Genomic DNA, 15,653 nt, shown 5'->3' on the forward strand with positions numbered 1-15,653 from the left:
CCTCCCGCCAATGCCGGCTCCCCGAACACGGGGAGACCGGCCTTTTTCCGGGCCTCGTGCTAGTGCTGGCGCGCAAAGACGAGAACGCTCTGGCCGGGGCTTTCTGTCTCGCCGGTCTCGCTGATCTCCATCTGTTCGGCGGATGCGAAGGCGACCGTCCAGCCGCCGCCTTCCGGCAGGCGGATGGGCGTCGCGTCGCCGGCGTTCAGCACGAGAAGAAGTTCTTCCGCAGCGCCGTCGTCGCGCGGCGCGTCCTTCAGGTCCATCATGAGAACGCGCAGGTCGCCGTCATTCCAGGCGCCTTCGTCCATCGCCGAGCCATCCGGCTTCAGCCAGGCCACGAAGGGCGCCGGCGGCTCACCGGGTTCGCCCTTCAGGAAGCGCTCCTGCCGCAGAAGCGGCTGCGACTTGCGAAACGCGATTGCCGCGCGGCAGAATTCGAGAAACGCGTCTTCGCGTCCATCCCAGGAAATCCAGCCGATCTCGTTGTCCTGGCAGTAGGAATTGTTGTTGCCGCCCTGGCTGTTGCCGAGTTCATCGCCGCCGAGCAGCATGGGAACGCCCTGGCTGACGAGGAGCGTGGTGATCATGGCGCGACGCCTACGGGCGCGGGCGGTCATGATGTCCGCGTTGTCGGTCTCGCCCTCCACGCCCATGTTGTCGGACTGGTTGCCGTCGTGGCCGTCGCGATTGTCCTCGCCGTTGGCCTCGTTGTGCTTGTCGTTGAACGCGGTGACGTCGGCGAGCACGAAGCCGTCATGCGCGCTCAGCAGGTTGACGGACGTGGTGGCGCCGCGGCCCGAATGCTCGAACTGGACGGGCGAACCCGTCAGACGCTCGGCAAGCGGCGCGACGAGACCGCCATCCTTGCGCCAGAAACGACGCACGTCGTCGCGGAACTTGTCGTTCCATTCGCGGAAGGGCGAGGGGAAACCGCCGACCTGATAGCCATCCGCTCCGACATCCCAGGGTTCGGCAATCAGCTTCACGCCGGCAAGGATCGGGTCCTGACGGATAGCGTCGAAGAAGCCGCCTTCGCGATCGAAACGCAGACCTTCGCGGCCGAGCGTCGAGGCGAGGTCGAAGCGGAAGCCGTCGACATGCATGACGCCAACCCAGTAGCGCAGGCTGTCCAGCACCATGCGCATGACCATCGGATGGGCAACATTCAGCGTATTGCCCGTGCCGGTCGTGTCGAAGGTGTGGCGCAGTTCGTCGGGCGACTGGATGTAATAGCTGAGATTGTCGATGCCGCGGAAGCTCAGGGTCGGTCCGCGCTCGGAACCTTCCGCGGTGTGGTTATAGACGACATCCATGATCACCTCGATGCCGACGCTGTGGAACGCCTTCACCATGGTCTTGAATTCGGCGATCTTGTCGCCGGAGAGATAGCGCGACTGCGGCGCGAAGAAGCCGAGCGACTGGTAACCCCAGAAATTGCGCAGGCCCTTTTCGACGAGATAGCGGTCGTCGAGGAAATACTGCACCGGCAGCAGTTCGATGGCGCTGATCCCAAGCTTCGTCAGGTGGTCGAGGATCGGTTCGCTGCACATGCCGAGAAACGTGCCGCGCAGTTCGTCCGGAACGTCCGGGTGCTGCATGGTCAGCCCGCGCACATGCGCCTCGTAGACGATCGTCTCGGTCCACGGCCGACGGATCGCCTCGTCGCCATTCCAGTCGAAATCCGGGTTCTGCACGACGCCCTTCGGCATGAAGGCGGCGCTGTCGCGATCGTCGAAGGAGAGATCGGCGTCGTCTGCCCCGATCCTGTAGCCATAGAGGCTGTCATCCCAGGTGAGGTCGCCGGTCACCTGCTTGGCATAGGGGTCGAGCAGCAGCTTGTTGGGATTGAAGCGATGACCGTTTGCGGGATCGTAGGGACCGTGCACGCGGTAGCCGTAGATCGTGCCCGGCTGAAGCCCTGCCACGTAGCCGGACCAGATGTCACCTTCCCGCTTCGGAAGCGAGAGGCGCTGGGTCTCCTCCTTGCCGTCGGGCGAAAAGAGGCACAGTTCGACGGCTTCGGCATGGGCTGAAAAGAGCGCGAAATGCGTTCCTTCGCCAATGAATTCTGCGCCCAGTTCTGGCTTCAGGAAGTCGAGTTCGGAAAACGAATAGCTCATGAAAATGCCTCGGTGGGAAAGGGAGTGGCCGCGCGTGCAACGCGGCAGACTGCCAATGGTTCCGGGGCGGTGCCGTGCAATTCGTTTCTGATCGTCCTGGCGGTTTAGACAAAAGCGGGTCCGATGCGGTCTGACACTGTGGGCATCAGCCCTGCACGTCGAGCCAGCGCCTCCGCGAGGCCTCAAGGTGCCGGCACATCGCGGCCTGCGCCTGCAAGGGGTCGCGCTGGCTCAGCGCTTCGAGGATCGACTGGTGCTCCTCCAGCGCCTGCGACCATGTGCCGGGCGTGCCGAAGCGATCCTGCAGCCGCGCGGCGAGCGGGCTGTAGCGCTCCTCGAAGAGGTCCGCCACGATCTTGGTGATCACCGAGTTGCCGGTCTGGCGGGCAATGAGCAGGTGGAAGGCCTTGTCTTCGCCGAGCGGATCGCGCCCGGCTTCCACCGACCGAGCCATGTCGTCGAGCACCTGCTTCAGGGCCGAAAGCGCCTCATCGGTCATCCGACCGGCGGCGAGGATGATTGCGCTTCCCTCGACGATCGAGCGCGCCTGCATGAGTTCGGACGGGCTCTCGCCAAGTGCGGGCCCCGTGTCGGCGCTTCGCGGCTCCTCCATGGCCAGATAGATGCCCGAGCCGCCCCTGATCTCGACGGTGCCCTCGATTTCCAGCGCGATCAGGGCCTCGCGCAGCGACGGCCGCGAGACGCCGAGTTCCTGGGCCAGATCGCGCTCGCTGGGCAGGCGCGCGCCCTTCTTCAGGCCCTTCGCCTGCACGGAGGCACGGATCTGATCGGCGACCTGCTGGTAAAGTCGCCTCGGTTCGTCACTCTTGCCCATCGGTCTGTCTCGGTGGTTGCGGTGTTGATTGGTCGGGCCAATTCAGGTGTCGGAACAGTCTGGCGCGATAAAATCATCGCGTGTGTTCGATTTATTGCAGCGATCCGCGGTGATATCAACCTGTTTTGGGGCGGGAGACGGCATCTTCTCATGAATTGGCTTGACCAATTTTGGCGCTATGCATAATTCTTTGATGGAGGGCGCCAGAGTCTGGCGGAGACAGCAAGGGGGAGAGCATGGGTCGGAAGACGAAACGCGATGCGGGGCGCGCGAACTTGCGGGTCGAGGGGTAAGGATGCGCATCGATTCGCACCAGCACTTCTGGCTCATGGAGCGCCGGGTGGGCCAGTGGCCGCCGCCCGAGCTTGCCGCGATCCGTCACGACTTCCTGCCGGGTGATATCAAGGCGCATCTCAGTCGCGCCGGCATTGGCGGAACGGTTGTCGTGCAGTCGCTGCCCGAGCTGGACGACACGCTCTTTCTGCTCGACCTCGCCGGGCGCAACGATTTCATTCTCGGCGTCGTCGGCTGGGTGGACATGAAGGATGCGCGCGCGCCCGACATGATCGCGACCCTGGCGGCCCATCCGAAATTCAAGGCCATCCGGCCGATGCTGCAGGGCATCCCGGACACCGACTGGATCGACGATCCGGTTCTGGCCCCTGCCGTCGCCGCCATGATCCAGCACGATCTCGCCTTTGACGGGCTGGTCCTGCCGCGCCACATGGCACCGTTGAGGCGCTTTGCCGAGCGCTATCCGGACCTGCGGGTGGTGATCGACCACGGCGCCAAGCCGCTGATCGCCGAGGGGCGGTTTGTCGAATGGCGCCAGCGGCTCGCAGCCCTTGCGGACCTGCCGAATGTCTCCTGCAAGCTTTCGGGCCTGCTCGTGGAGGCCGGAAACCAGCGCCCCGAAGCGGTGCGGCCCTATGCGGAAACGATCGTTGAGCTCTTTGGAGGACGCCGCGTGATCTGGGGCAGCGACTGGCCGGTCGTCAATCTGGTGAGCGACTACCAGACATGGCTCGACCAGTGCCTCGATATCGTACCTGCCGAACACCATGATGCGGTCTTTGGCGGCAATGCCATCGATTTCTACCGCCTCAAGCCCAGCCGCTGAAACGTGCCGCGAGGCCGGGAACGGAAACGAAGACATGCTGTCCAACCCTCAAGACGCCGGCGAAAACCCGATCCTGCAGTTCGGCACGAGCCGGTTTCTGCTCGCCCATGCCGATCTCTTCATCTCGCAGGCACTGGCCGACGGCGAGGCGCTGGGCAAGGTGACGCTCGTGCAGACGACCGGCAGCGCCGAAAGTGCAAAGCGCATCGCAGCGCTTGCTTCGGGCGGGTCCTATCCGGTCCGGGTGCGTGGTCTTGCCGCTGGCAAGGTCGTGGACGAAGAGCTGCAGGGCCGCGCCATCGGCAAGGCGCTTTTTGCCGGAGACGACTGGCCGGCGGTGCGCCATGCCGCGCTGGCCGCCCGCGTCATCATCTCCAATACGGGCGATCGCGGCTTTGCGCTCGACCCGCTCGACAACCGCGAGAGCATTGCCGATCGGGCTGTTGCGCCGCGGAGCTTCCCGGCCAAGATTGCCGCGCTTCTGCTGGAGCGTTCGGAGGCATCCGCACCCCAGCCACTTTCGCTTTTTCCCTGCGAGCTGATCGAAAGGAACGGGACGCGGCTGCGCGAGCTGGTGATTGGCCGTGCCCGCGACTGGGGCTTTCCTGAGAGCTTCTTTGCCTATCTCGACACGCAGTGCCGCTTTGCCAACAGCCTGGTGGATCGCATCGTCTCCGAGCCGATCGAGCCCGTGGGTGCCGTTGCCGAGCCCTATGCGCTCTGGGCGATCGGCGAGCAGGAAGGGCTGGTTCTGCCCTGTCGTCATCCGGCCATCGTCGTGACCTCCGATCTCCAGCGCTTCGAAACGCTGAAACTCCACATCCTCAATCTCGGCCACACCTATCTGGCGGACCGGTGGCGGAGCGGCGGCCGGCCGGCAACGGAAACCGTTCGCGAAATCCTCAGTGACGCGGCGATCCGCACCGACCTGGAAGCGGTCTGGCGAGAGGAGGTCCTGCCGGTGATGGCGGCGCGGGGGCTGGGAGACGCGGCCGTGGCCTATAGCACCGAGGTGCTGGATCGGTTCCTCAATCCCTTCCTCGTGCACAGGCTGTCGGACATTGCCAACAACCATCCCGAAAAGATCAACCGCCGCATAAGGCCCATGGTCGAGGCGGGCCGGTTGCTCGGCCTCAACCAGCCGCATCTGGCGGCCATGCTGGAAGCAACAGCGTAAGGAGCTGACAATGAGAAAAGCGCTGACAATCGAGGCCGAGAACACGGCCCGTTTCCGGATGGTCGAAACCCAGCCGCTGGGTGCCGGCGAAGTGCGCGTTGGTGTCCGTCATGTCGGACTCTGCGGCAGCGATCTGAACACCTATCGCGGACTGAACCCGCTTGTCGCCATGCCGCGCATTCCGGGTCACGAGATCGGCGGCGAGATCCTGGAGGTGGGGGAGGGTGTTGGCCCGACGCTGAAGATCGGCGCCCGCGTCATCGTCATGCCCTATACCAATTGCGGAACCTGCAGCTCCTGCCGCAAGGGCCGGCTCAACGCCTGCCGCTATAATCGGACGCTCGGCGTCCAGCAGGATGGCGGGCTGGCCGATGACATCGTGCTGCCGGCGGAAAAGCTGATCCTCAACGACACGCTCGCGCCGCATCGGCTGGCGCTGGTCGAACCGCTGTCGGTTGGCTTTCATGCTGTCGCGCGTGGGCGCATCGAAAAGGGCGACAAGGTTGCCGTCATCGGCTGCGGCATGATCGGCATGGGCGCGCTGATCGGCGCGGTGGCCAAGGGCGCGGAGGTGCTCGCCATCGACATGAGCGAGAAGAAGCTGGAGATTGCGCGGCAGTTTGGCGCGAGCCTCACCGTCAACGGTCGCGCCGAGGACGTTGCCGCACGCGTGGCGGAATGGACGAATGGCGATGGCGTCGATGTGGCGGTCGAGGCCGTCGGCCTGCCGGAAACCTTCGTCCAGGCGATCGATCTCGCCTGCTTTGCCGGCCGCGTCGTCTATATCGGCTATTCGAAGGCGCCGGTGACCTATGACACCAAGTTCTTCAACCTCAAGGAACTCGACATCATGGGATCGCGCAACGCCACCATGGACGATTTCAGGGCGGTGATTGCGCATCTGGAAAAGATTGGCGAGACCGCCGATCTCCTGATCTCGAAAGTCTTCCCCTTCGATGAGGCCGAGGCGGCTTTTCCCTATTGGCGCGAAAGCCCGGATGCGCTGAAGATCGTCATCGAGCGGGCGTAAGCGTCCACCCCACCGATGCGCCTCGGTGGCAGGCTGCCCGGATGCTCGCCTCAATCGTCGCATATTTGCCGGCTTCTGCCGCGACAAGGGTGCGCTTGCGGCGATCTTCCGGGTTGACGCAAGTCAAGGCCGGGGGAGGGTCCGGTTTCTAAGTTTGCGATCGATCCGGTCCTTGGAGGGAAAAGATGACGATACTTGCCGTGGCGCTCAATCCGTCTGTCGATGTGTCCAGCGACGCGGCGCGCGTCCTGCCGACCCGAAAGGTGCGCACGCACAACCAGCGCCGGCATGCCGGCGGCGGCGGGGTGAATGTCGCGCGCGTCATCGCCATGCTGGGCGGGCGGCCCGAGCTTCTGATGATGTGCGGCGGCGAGACGGGCGCGCTTCTGCTCGACGCGCTTGCCGGCGCATCCATCGATGTGGTGACCGTCAAGACCGCCGAGCCGACGCGGCTGGCCTTCATGGTCTATGAGGAAGAAACCGGACTGGAATATCGCTTCGTTCCCGACGGGCCGGCGGTGACCTCGGAAGAGATCGAAGCGGCCATGGACGTGGTGCGCGCTTTCAAGGGCGAGTTTCTGGTGCTCAGCGGCTCGCTGCCGCGCGAGGCACCGGACTACACCTATGCCCGGATGGCGGCGGTCGCGGCGTCTGCCGGCGTGAAGGTCGTGCTCGACACCTCCGGCAAGCCGCTTCTGACGACGCTGAAACAGGCGAAGGTCTTTCTCGTCAAGCCGAGCCTCAGCGAGCTCGAAACGATCGCCGGCAAGAAGCTCGACGAGCGCGGCATTGCCGAAACCGCCCGCCATATCGTTGACGAGGGGTGGTCTGACTATGTGACGGTGACGCTCGGCCGCTCCGGCGCGCTGCTGGTCGGTCGCGACATCAGTCTCCGTCTGCCGGCCATCCATGTGCCGGTGCGGTCGGCGGTCGGGGCGGGCGACAGTTTCCTCGCCGGTCTGGTCTGGAAGCTTATGGAGGGCGCGCCGATCGAGGAGGCGTTCCGCTTCGGCCTTGCGGCAGGGGCGGCGGCGGCCGTGACGCCTGGAACAGAACTTTGCCATCGCGAGGATGTGTTCGCGATCTATGAAGGCCGGCTTGGCGAGCCGGAAAAGGAGCCTGAGGCGCTGGAGTCCTGAAGGGGCAGGCGCCAGCGAACGAAATTGATCTCGCCAAGTGTCTCCTGCGCCTTTACGAAGAGGCGACGCAGGACAGCGGGAGGATAGATTGCAGAAGAACGAGTTTGCCGAATGGTCGCGCAAGGCGGCGGACTGGGGCGTCGACTATCGCGCCGCCCTGAACGACCAGCCCGTCCGCGCCCGCACCGCCCCCGGCGATATCGCCCGCCAGATTGCGAGCGAGCCGCCGCTCGCCGGCGAGAGCATGGAAGCGATCTTTGCGGACTTCGAAAAGATCATCGTGCCCGGCATGACGCATTGGCAGCATCCGCGCTTCTTTGCCTATTTCCCCGCCAATGCCGCACCCGTTTCGGTGGTTGCCGAATATCTCGTGACGGCCATGGCGGCGCAATGCATGCTCTGGCAGACCTCGCCCGCAGCGACCGAACTGGAGACGAAGGTTCTCGACTGGCTGCGGCAGGCAATCGGCCTGCCGGAGGGCTTTTCCGGCGTCATCCAGGATTCTGCCTCCTCGGCGACGCTGGCCGCCGTGCTCACCATGCGCGAGCGGGCGCTGGGCTGGAACGGCAACAAGGCAGGTCTTGCTGCCAATCCGGCCGTGCGGGTCTATGCGTCGAACCAGGTCCACACTTCCATCGATCGCGCCATCTGGGTCTCCGGCATCGGCGAACAGAACCTCGTCCGCATCCCGTCTTCCGGTCCGCTGAAGGCGATGGATGTGGCCGCGCTTGACGCTGCCATTGTCGCGGACAAGGAGGCCGGCCTGCTCCCGGCCGGCGTGATCGCCTGCACGGGTGGCACCAGCACGGGCGCCTGCGACAATATCGCCGACGTGGTGGGCGTGGCCCACAGGCACGGCCTCTACGTCCATGTCGATGCGGCCTGGGCAGGCTCGGCGATGATCTGCGAGGAATTCCGCCCGCTCTGGGCCGGTGTCGAAGAGGCCGATTCCATCGTCTTCAATCCGCACAAGTGGCTTGGCGCGCAGTTCGACTGCTCGGCGCATTTCATCCGCAATCCGGACGATCTGGTGAAGACGCTCGCCATCCAGCCGGAATATCTGAAGACCCACGGCCGCGATGGCATCATCAACTATTCGGAATGGTCCGTGCCGCTCGGTCGCCGCTTCCGGGCGCTGAAACTCTGGTTCCTGCTGCGCTATCATGGTCTCGAAGGTCTGCGCACCGTCATCCGCAACCATGTGCGGTGGTCGCAGTCGCTGGCCGAGCGGCTGCGCAAGGAGCCCGGTTTCGATATCGTGACGGAGCCAGTCCTGTCGCTCTTCTCGTTCCGCCACACAGGCGCAGGCGATCTCGACGCGCACAATATCGCGCTGATCAACGCCATCAACGAGGACGGCCGCATCTATCTGACACAGACCCGCGTCGATGGCGCGATTGCCATCCGCTTCCAGGCCGGCTCGTTCGAGATGACGGAAGGCGATATCGACATTGCGTTCGATGCCATCACGGAAATTGCCGGGAGACTGTCGAAGCCGGAGTAATACGGCTTGCGCGGGAGCTTCGTGGAGGCCTAGAAGGCGATCAAGGTGCGGCGTCTGACCCGCCGCCCTTGCACCATGTCCTGCTTCGACCCAGAAGGAATCTGCCCATGCCCGCTCCCAAAAACACCTTCAAGCAGGCGCTCAGGGAAGGGCGGACACAGATCGGCTTCTGGCAGGCGCTGACCTCGCCGACGGCGGTCGAGATTTCCTCGAAGGTCGGCTACGACTGGCTGCTGCTGGATAGCGAGCATGCGCCGAACGACCTGCCGCTCCTCATCGCCCAGCTGCGCGCCATGGCGGGTTCGTCCTCGCATCCGATCATCCGCCCGCCTGTCGGCGAAATCTGGATCATCAAGCAATTGCTCGACATCGGCGCGCAGACGCTGCTCATTCCGATGTGCGACAGCCGCGAAATGGCGGAAGCCATGGTCAAGGCGATGCGCTATCCGCCGGAAGGCGTGCGCGGCGTCGGCTCGATCCTGGCGCGCGCGTCCGGCTACAACAGCATTCCGGACTATCTGCAGACCGCCAATGACGAGGTCTGCCTTCTCTTGCAGGTGGAAAACCGGGCGGGCATCGCTGCGCTCGACGAGATCGCGGCGACGGAGGGCGTCGACGGCGTCTTCATCGGCCCCGCCGATCTGGCCGCAGACATGGGTCATATTGGCCAGCCGGGACATCCCGAGGTGCAGGCGGTCATCGAGGATGCGATTGCGCTCATCCAGCGCCACGGCAAGGCGGCCGGCATCCTGATCGGCGATCTTGCGCTGACGAAGCGCTATGTCGAGCTCGGCGCCACCTTCGTCGCCATCGGCAATGACGTGACGCTCTTTGCCAATGCCGCCCGGAAGCTGCTGGACGATTACCACAAGACGGAGCCTGCCAAGCCGACGGGCGACGTGCGGGTTTACTGAGGCGGGCCTCACTGTTCTGCATCGTTTTTCGGCAGATGCGAATTTTTTCGCCAATTCGTCCCTTTTGGGGATGTTCCGGCCTCACTCTGCCACCTGAAAGCTGATAGTCCAAAGCGTCATTCACGTCGCGCAGGCTATCCCTCATGTCGATCTTTCAGCGGCTCAATCCCTCGCTTGCCCCGACCAGCCTGCGGGAACGCGGCCGCGCTGCGGGTGGCGCGCTGCTCGGCATTGCGCTGACGGGGCTCGTCAGCACGCTCGTGCTCGGCAACAACAGTCTCGCCGCGCCGCTCCTCGTTGCGCCGATGGGTGCATCCGCCGTGCTGCTTTTCGCTGCGCCGGCAAGCCCGCTTGCCCAGCCCTGGTCGGTCCTCGGCGGCAATGTCGTGGCGGCGCTGATCGGCGTGACCTGCGCGCTGTTCATCCCGCAGCCGCTTCTGGCCGCGGCACTCGCCGTCGGGCTCGCCATTGCGGCCATGCTGGTGCTCAACTGCCTGCATCCGCCAAGCGGTGCTGTCGCGCTGACGGCCGTGCTCGGCGGCCAAGCGGTCCATGCCAGCGGCTACTGGTTCGTGCTGACGCCCGTTGCGCTCAACTCCGTTCTGCTGCTGCTGTTGGCACTCGCCTATAACAACCTGACCGGCCACCGCTATCCGCACCTGCCGCTGAAGGCGCCGGCCGTTGGCGGTGGGGCGGAAAAGGCAGACCCGATCGAGGCCGATATCGAGGAGGCGCTGGAGGATTTCGGCGAGGTTGTCGATGTCAGCCCCGACACGATGGCGACACTGTTTCGAAAGACGCAGCTTGCGGCCCGCGAGCGCCACCATCATGGTCCGCTGACCGGCGACATAATGTCCCGCAATGTGCTGACCGTGCGGGCCGATGATCGCCTGCGCGCCGCGTGGCGGCTCTTTTCGATCCACCACGTCAAGGCGCTGCCGGTCGTTGATGTCGATGGCAAGCTCGTCGGCATGATCTCGCAGGCTGACTTTTTGGCAAACTCGGTCCTCTCCGACGATGGCAACCTGCATCTCGGCTTCCGCCGGCGGGTGCTGGCATCGTTGAGCCGGCAGCCGGTGCCGCGGTTCGTCGGGGATATCATGGATCGCCGCATTCAGCCGACGCGGCCGGAAACGTCTGCCTTCGCTCTCGTCATGCGCATGGTGGACGAGGGGCTGCATACGATCCCGGTGGTCGATCAGGAGGAGCGGCTGGTCGGCGTCGTCAGCCAGGGCGACCTGCTTGCGGCTCTCTTCCGCACCGATCTCGATCTGGCGGCCGAAGGCTCCGGAAACGAAAACGAGCCGGCGTTTCCACCGGCTCGTCCTCCTCGTCTCTGAGGGTGCGGCTCAGGCCGCTGCAGACTTGTCGCGCTTCGCGAAACTGAAGTTTGCATAACCGTTCTGCGTCGCGGCGGCGCAGAACTCGCGATATTTGTGGAAGCCGCCGGTGAAGAGCGTCAGGCCCTGCGGCTTGTCCTTCACGTTGGCGCCGAGATACCAGGTCTTCGCCTTGGTGAGCAGCGAGCGCTGGCCGAGCGAGGCAACGATTGCCATCCAGTCGTCCTCGGCCTTCTTCGTTGGCTCCATGGCCGAAAGGCCCTGCTTGTCCATGTGGGTGATGGCGTCGGCGATCCAGTTCACGTCATTCTCGCTGATCGCCACAATATTGGCGAGTGCGGCCGGTCCGTTCGGGCCGGTCGTCATGAAGAGGTTCGGGAAGCCTTCCATCATCAGGCCGAGATAGGAACGCGAGCCCTCGCGCCACTTGTCGTTGACCTTCTGTCCGTTGCGGCCGACGACGTCGAAGGCGAGGAGGGCGCCGGTCAGGCCATCATAACCCGTTGCGAAGATCAGCATGTCGAGCTCAATCTCGCGGCCTTCGGTGCGCACGCCCTTTTCGGTGATCTCGACGATCGGCTCTTCGAGGCAGTCGACCAGATGCACGGTCGGCAGGTTATAGGTCTCGTAATAGCTGGTATCGAGGCAGGGGCGGCGGGCGAAGATCGGATAGCCCTTGGGCTTCAGCTTTTCGGCCGTCACCGGATCCTTCACCATTTCGCCGATCTTGCCGCGCACGAATTCGGCGACATGTTCGTTGGCTTCGGGATTATAGAGCAGGTCCGAGAAGGTGCCGAGCATGGCAAGTCCGCCCTGCTTCCACGAATCCTCCAGCAGTGCCTGCCGCTGGCTCGGCGTGACGGAGAAGAAGGCGCGGGTTGACTGCGGGCGCAGGCCACCGACGGCGCTGTTGCGGGCAGCTTCGCGCAGGCCAGCATAGTTGCGCTTCACTTCGGCCACGTATTCCGGCTCGAGCTTCTGGTTGCGCATCGGCATGGTGAAGCTCGGCGTGCGCTGGAAGACGAAGAGTTCGCCGGCCTTCGGGCCGACTTCCTGCACGATCTGGATGCCGGTCGAGCCGGTACCGATGACGCCGACGCGCTTGCCGGCGAAGCTCACCTCTTCATGCGGCCAGCGGGCGGCGTGATAGGTCTCACCCTTGAAGGTCTTGTAGCCCTCAATGTCCGGCTCCTTCGGCACGGAGAGCGGGCCGGTCGCCATGACGCAATAGGTCGCCTCATAGGTCTCGCCCTTGTTGGTCTTGACCACCCAGAGCTGGCGCAGCTCGTCCCACACGGCGCTCACGACGCGGGTGTTGAACTGGAAATGCTTGTTCAGATCGAGCCGTTCGGCGACGAAGTTGATGTAGCGCAGGAGTTCCGGCTGGGCAGCAAACTGCTCCGACCATGTCCATTCCTGCTGCACTTCTTCCGAGAAGGAGAAGCAGTAGTCGATGCTGGGCAGATCGACGCGCGCGCCGGGGTAACGGTTCCAGTACCACACGCCGCCAAGCCCGCCGCCAGCCTCGAAGGCCTGGATGTTCAGGCCCATCTCGCGGAACTTGTAGACCGCATACATGCCGCCGAAGCCACCGCCGACGACAACCAGGTCCAGCCGCTTTACAGGGTTTGAATTGCTCATCTTCTTCCTCCTCGATCAAGCCGTACGGGATGTCGGCGATCCGCGTTCGGGATCCTTCAATGGTCCCGGCGACGCGCCCGCGAATACGGCTCATGCTCCTCTTGAAAAGATTAGACGCTCACAACCGGCGGCTTTCAAGCGGGCACAGAGGCGTGAAGGCAAGTTTCATATCTGTGAAGTGATCGACATGGACTGGTGGCTGACAAGTGTCAATTCGGGGCGTGGAATCCGGCTCGGGCAACCGCGCGTCGGGCAAGAATTCTTTGGGAAATATGTTTTTATAACAAATGTTTATCGGATCCGGCGAATGTGTGCCAGCAGCGCAGGGCGCAGTCTGGCGAGATCGACGACAGACTGCTGGCGCAAAGCGGAATTTCTTCGCGAGCGAGGCGCGAAACGATGCTGGGTTTGTGACCTATCCGGCAACCGCAGGACGGTCTCAGCGACCTCTGAACACCGGCTTGGTTCCGGCGCGGAAGGCCTCGACGCCGGTGCGGAAATCCTCGGTGCGGCCGGCCTCACGCTGCAGGTCGGCCTCCAGCGCCAGTTGTGCTTCCAGAGAATTTTCCGGCGCGGCGAGAAAGGCCTGTTTCATCAGCGCGAAGCTGCGGGTAGGGCGGGTGGCGAGATCGCGCGCCATGGCCTCGACGGTCGGTATCAGCTCGGCGTCTTCGACCGTCTTCCAGATCATGCCCCATTCGGCCGCCTGTTCGGCGGTGACGGGTTCGGCGAGGATGCCGAGCGCGCGGGCGCGGGCATCACCGATGAGCTTGGGCAGGAACCAGCTGCCGCCGGCATCGGGCACGAGGCCGATACGCGAGAAAGACTGGATGAATTTGGCCGAGCGGGCCGCAATCACGATATCGCAGGCAAGTGCCACATTCGCACCGGCGCCTGCCGCCACGCCATTGACGGCGGCAATCACCGGCTTTTCGGCGGTGCGGATCGCCATGACCAGCGGATTGTAGTTTTCCGCAAGCGATGCGCCGAGATCCGGCGGGCCGTTGTCGAAGTTGCGTTCCTGCAGGTCCTGGCCGGCACAGAAGCCGCGACCCGCGCCGGTCAGCACGATGGCGCGGCAGGCGGGATCGTTCGCTGCCTCCTGAAGGGCTTCGCGAAGGGCCGCATGCATGGGGCCGGTGAAGGAGTTGAGCTTGTCCGGCCGGTTCAGCGTGATGACGGTGAAGCCGTCTTCCTTCCGGGTCAGAACCAGATTTTCGCTCGTCATTCCGCACGCTCCAGATCATTCAACTCGGGCGAAGAGGCGTCACCGGCATTGCCGAAGGCCGTCCAGCCACCGTCAACATAGAGGATCGCGCCTGTCATGTAAGACGCCTCTTCGGAGGCGAGGAAGAGTGCGGCATCCGCAATGTCGTCCGGCCGGCCCAGATCGCCCATCGGAATGCGGCGGCGGATCTTCATTCCATCGATCTTGCCGTCCTGTTCGAGCGCTGCGACGCCCGGCGTGCGGATGTAACCCGGCGCAATCGTCGCCGTGCGGATGCCGACGGGACCAAGTTCGGCAGCGATGCAGCGCGTCAGCATGTCGATGCCGGCCTTTGATGCGCCATAGGCGTGGCGGGGCGCGAAGGGGAGCAAGGTGTTGATCGAACCGAGATTGAGAATGACCCCGCCTGGCTTCGGCATCAGCGCCAGCGCCTGCTGAAGCGCGATGAAGGCGCCGGTCAGGTTGATGTCGAGAACGCTGGTCAGGTAATCGGCCGTCTGCTCGCCGACCGGCATGAAGCGATCGGCAATGGCCGCATTGTTGACGAGCACATCGACGCGGCCGAAGGTCTTCGCGATCTCTGCAAAAGCGGCGACGATCTCGGCTTCGATCGCAAGGTCCGTCGTGATGGCGCGATGCTGCGGACCGAGGTTTGCCGCGACACTGGCAGCCTCATCACCTTCGCGATCCAGGATGACAACCGTGTCACCCTTCGCCGCAAAGGCCTCGCAGATCGCCCGGCCGATGCCGCGTGCGCCGCCCGTGACGACGACGATGCGCGGGCCGCTCCTGGGCGTCGGGGCCGCAAGCTCGGCATCCGGCGTGCCGGCGACCGGGGGATGGGCTTCGCCCGGCTGGTTGAAAGTCGCCCAGCCGCCATCGACGGCAACCACGGTTCCGGTGATGTAGCGCGCCTTGTCCGAGGCGAGGAAGCGGGCGACGGTGGCGATTTCCGCCGGTCGCGCCATGCGGCCCATGGGAATGCGCTGGCGCACCTTGGAAAGGTCGGCCTTGCCGTCGCGTTCCAGCCCCGCCACCATCGGCGTGCGGACATAGCCGGGGGCAATGGCAACGACGCGGATATTGCGGGGAGCCAGCTCGCAGGCGAGCGATTTCGTCATGCTGACGACGCCGGCCTTGGAGGCGGCATAGGCATTGCGCTTGGGGTTCGAGACGACACCGGCCAGTGACGCCGTGTTGACGATGACGCCGCCTTCCGGGCCCATGCGCTCGGCCACTTCGCCGGCAAGCACCAGCGGTCCGACGAGATTGACGGAAAGCGCCAGGCGGAAGCCGTCGATGGACGTGTCAGCGGTCGCGGCCATGGTCGGGCCGATCGCGGCATTGTTGACCAGGACATCGATGCGGCCGAAGTGCGCCGCGATCTTTGCGACAGTGGCGATGATATCCGTCTCGCTTGCGAGGTTGCAGGCAAAGCCCGCATGCTCCTTGCCGAGAGACTGCGCGAAATCCTCGACGCCGGTTCCGGCCAGATCCACCGCCGCGACCTGATAGCCATCCGCGACGAAGACCTCGCAGAGTGCGCGGCCGATGCCGCCGGCGGCGCCGGTGATGATGGCGATCTTGGTCTCAGTGCTCATG

At 64.5% G+C, this 15,653-nt stretch carries 12 protein-coding genes; 7 read left to right on the forward strand and 5 right to left on the reverse strand.

Going from position 1 to position 15,653, the window contains the following annotated elements; all coding sequences use genetic code 11:
- Positions 1–59: 59 nt before the first annotated feature.
- Together glgX and LQK84_RS06115 are read right to left on the reverse strand one after the other, a co-directional pair.
- Entirely contained in the window at positions 60–2,123 is a 2,064-nt protein-coding gene (gene glgX / locus LQK84_RS06110) for a glycogen debranching protein GlgX (RefSeq protein WP_230827796.1), read from the reverse strand.
- 145 nt (positions 2,124–2,268) lie between these two features.
- Complete coding sequence (locus LQK84_RS06115; RefSeq protein WP_230827797.1) at positions 2,269–2,958, reverse strand: FadR/GntR family transcriptional regulator; 690 nt, start codon at positions 2,956–2,958, stop codon at positions 2,269–2,271.
- Positions 2,959–3,253: 295 nt separating this feature from the next.
- On the opposite strand from LQK84_RS06115, the gene LQK84_RS06120 reads away from it, so the two are divergent.
- The 7 genes from LQK84_RS06120 to LQK84_RS06150 all read left to right on the forward strand — a co-directional run bounded on the left by LQK84_RS06120 (position 3,254) and on the right by LQK84_RS06150 (position 11,182).
- Positions 3,254–4,078: an amidohydrolase family protein gene (locus tag LQK84_RS06120; RefSeq protein WP_230827798.1), complete on the forward strand. Its 825-nt coding sequence runs from the start codon at positions 3,254–3,256 to the stop codon at positions 4,076–4,078.
- Positions 4,079–4,112: 34 nt separating this feature from the next.
- Entirely contained in the window at positions 4,113–5,255 is a 1,143-nt protein-coding gene (locus LQK84_RS06125) for a mannitol dehydrogenase family protein (protein WP_230827799.1), read from the forward strand.
- Between the two features lie 10 nt (positions 5,256–5,265).
- Positions 5,266–6,285, forward strand: a complete 1,020-nt coding sequence (locus LQK84_RS06130; RefSeq protein WP_230827800.1) for a zinc-binding alcohol dehydrogenase family protein — start codon at positions 5,266–5,268, stop codon at positions 6,283–6,285.
- Between the two features lie 185 nt (positions 6,286–6,470).
- Positions 6,471–7,424: a 1-phosphofructokinase family hexose kinase gene (locus tag LQK84_RS06135; protein WP_230827801.1), complete on the forward strand. Its 954-nt coding sequence runs from the start codon at positions 6,471–6,473 to the stop codon at positions 7,422–7,424.
- A gap of 88 nt (positions 7,425–7,512) precedes the next feature.
- Positions 7,513–8,928, forward strand: a complete 1,416-nt coding sequence (locus LQK84_RS06140; protein WP_230827802.1) for a pyridoxal phosphate-dependent decarboxylase family protein — start codon at positions 7,513–7,515, stop codon at positions 8,926–8,928.
- 107 nt (positions 8,929–9,035) lie between these two features.
- Entirely contained in the window at positions 9,036–9,842 is an 807-nt protein-coding gene (gene hpaI / locus LQK84_RS06145) for a 4-hydroxy-2-oxoheptanedioate aldolase (RefSeq protein WP_230827803.1), read from the forward strand.
- A gap of 143 nt (positions 9,843–9,985) precedes the next feature.
- Entirely contained in the window at positions 9,986–11,182 is a 1,197-nt protein-coding gene (locus tag LQK84_RS06150) for an HPP family protein (RefSeq protein ID WP_230827804.1), read from the forward strand.
- A gap of 9 nt (positions 11,183–11,191) precedes the next feature.
- Here LQK84_RS06150 and LQK84_RS06155 read toward each other — a convergent pair whose 3' ends face one another.
- The 3 genes from LQK84_RS06155 to LQK84_RS06165 all read right to left on the reverse strand — a co-directional run bounded on the left by LQK84_RS06155 (position 11,192) and on the right by LQK84_RS06165 (position 15,652).
- A complete protein-coding gene (locus LQK84_RS06155; RefSeq protein WP_230827805.1) occupies positions 11,192–12,823 on the reverse strand; it encodes a flavin-containing monooxygenase in 1,632 nt (543 codons plus the stop codon).
- Between the two features lie 439 nt (positions 12,824–13,262).
- Positions 13,263–14,051 (reverse strand): 2-(1,2-epoxy-1,2-dihydrophenyl)acetyl-CoA isomerase PaaG, encoded by a 789-nt coding sequence (gene paaG, locus LQK84_RS06160; RefSeq protein WP_230827806.1) that lies wholly within the window; start codon positions 14,049–14,051, stop codon positions 13,263–13,265.
- Positions 14,048–15,652, reverse strand: a complete 1,605-nt coding sequence (locus tag LQK84_RS06165) for a glucose 1-dehydrogenase (protein ID WP_230827807.1) — start codon at positions 15,650–15,652, stop codon at positions 14,048–14,050. Before LQK84_RS06165 ends, paaG begins: the two co-directional genes overlap by 4 nt.
- Position 15,653: the final 1 nt, after the last annotated feature.

The organism is Rhizobium sp. C4 (assembly GCF_021026315.1).
Lineage (GTDB): Bacteria > Pseudomonadota > Alphaproteobacteria > Rhizobiales > Rhizobiaceae > Ensifer_A.

What these genes read in the sequence shown, in the direction of transcription:
- LQK84_RS06130 (WP_230827800.1), top strand. Translation starts at nt 5,266, where the DNA reads ATGAGAAAAGCGCTGACAATCGAGGCCGAGAACACGGCCCGTTTCCGG.
- LQK84_RS06120 (WP_230827798.1), top strand. Translation starts at nt 3,254, where the DNA reads ATGCGCATCGATTCGCACCAGCACTTCTGGCTCATGGAGCGCCGGGTG.
- LQK84_RS06115 (WP_230827797.1), bottom strand. Translation starts at nt 2,958, where the DNA reads ATGGGCAAGAGTGACGAACCGAGGCGACTTTACCAGCAGGTCGCCGAT.
- LQK84_RS06165 (WP_230827807.1), bottom strand. Translation starts at nt 15,652, where the DNA reads ATGAGCACTGAGACCAAGATCGCCATCATCACCGGCGCCGCCGGCGGC.
- glgX (WP_230827796.1), bottom strand. Translation starts at nt 2,123, where the DNA reads ATGAGCTATTCGTTTTCCGAACTCGACTTCCTGAAGCCAGAACTGGGC.
- LQK84_RS06125 (WP_230827799.1), top strand. Translation starts at nt 4,113, where the DNA reads ATGCTGTCCAACCCTCAAGACGCCGGCGAAAACCCGATCCTGCAGTTC.
- hpaI (WP_230827803.1), top strand. Translation starts at nt 9,036, where the DNA reads ATGCCCGCTCCCAAAAACACCTTCAAGCAGGCGCTCAGGGAAGGGCGG.
- LQK84_RS06150 (WP_230827804.1), top strand. Translation starts at nt 9,986, where the DNA reads ATGTCGATCTTTCAGCGGCTCAATCCCTCGCTTGCCCCGACCAGCCTG.
- LQK84_RS06135 (WP_230827801.1), top strand. Translation starts at nt 6,471, where the DNA reads ATGACGATACTTGCCGTGGCGCTCAATCCGTCTGTCGATGTGTCCAGC.
- LQK84_RS06155 (WP_230827805.1), bottom strand. Translation starts at nt 12,823, where the DNA reads ATGAGCAATTCAAACCCTGTAAAGCGGCTGGACCTGGTTGTCGTCGGC.
- paaG (WP_230827806.1), bottom strand. Translation starts at nt 14,051, where the DNA reads ATGACGAGCGAAAATCTGGTTCTGACCCGGAAGGAAGACGGCTTCACC.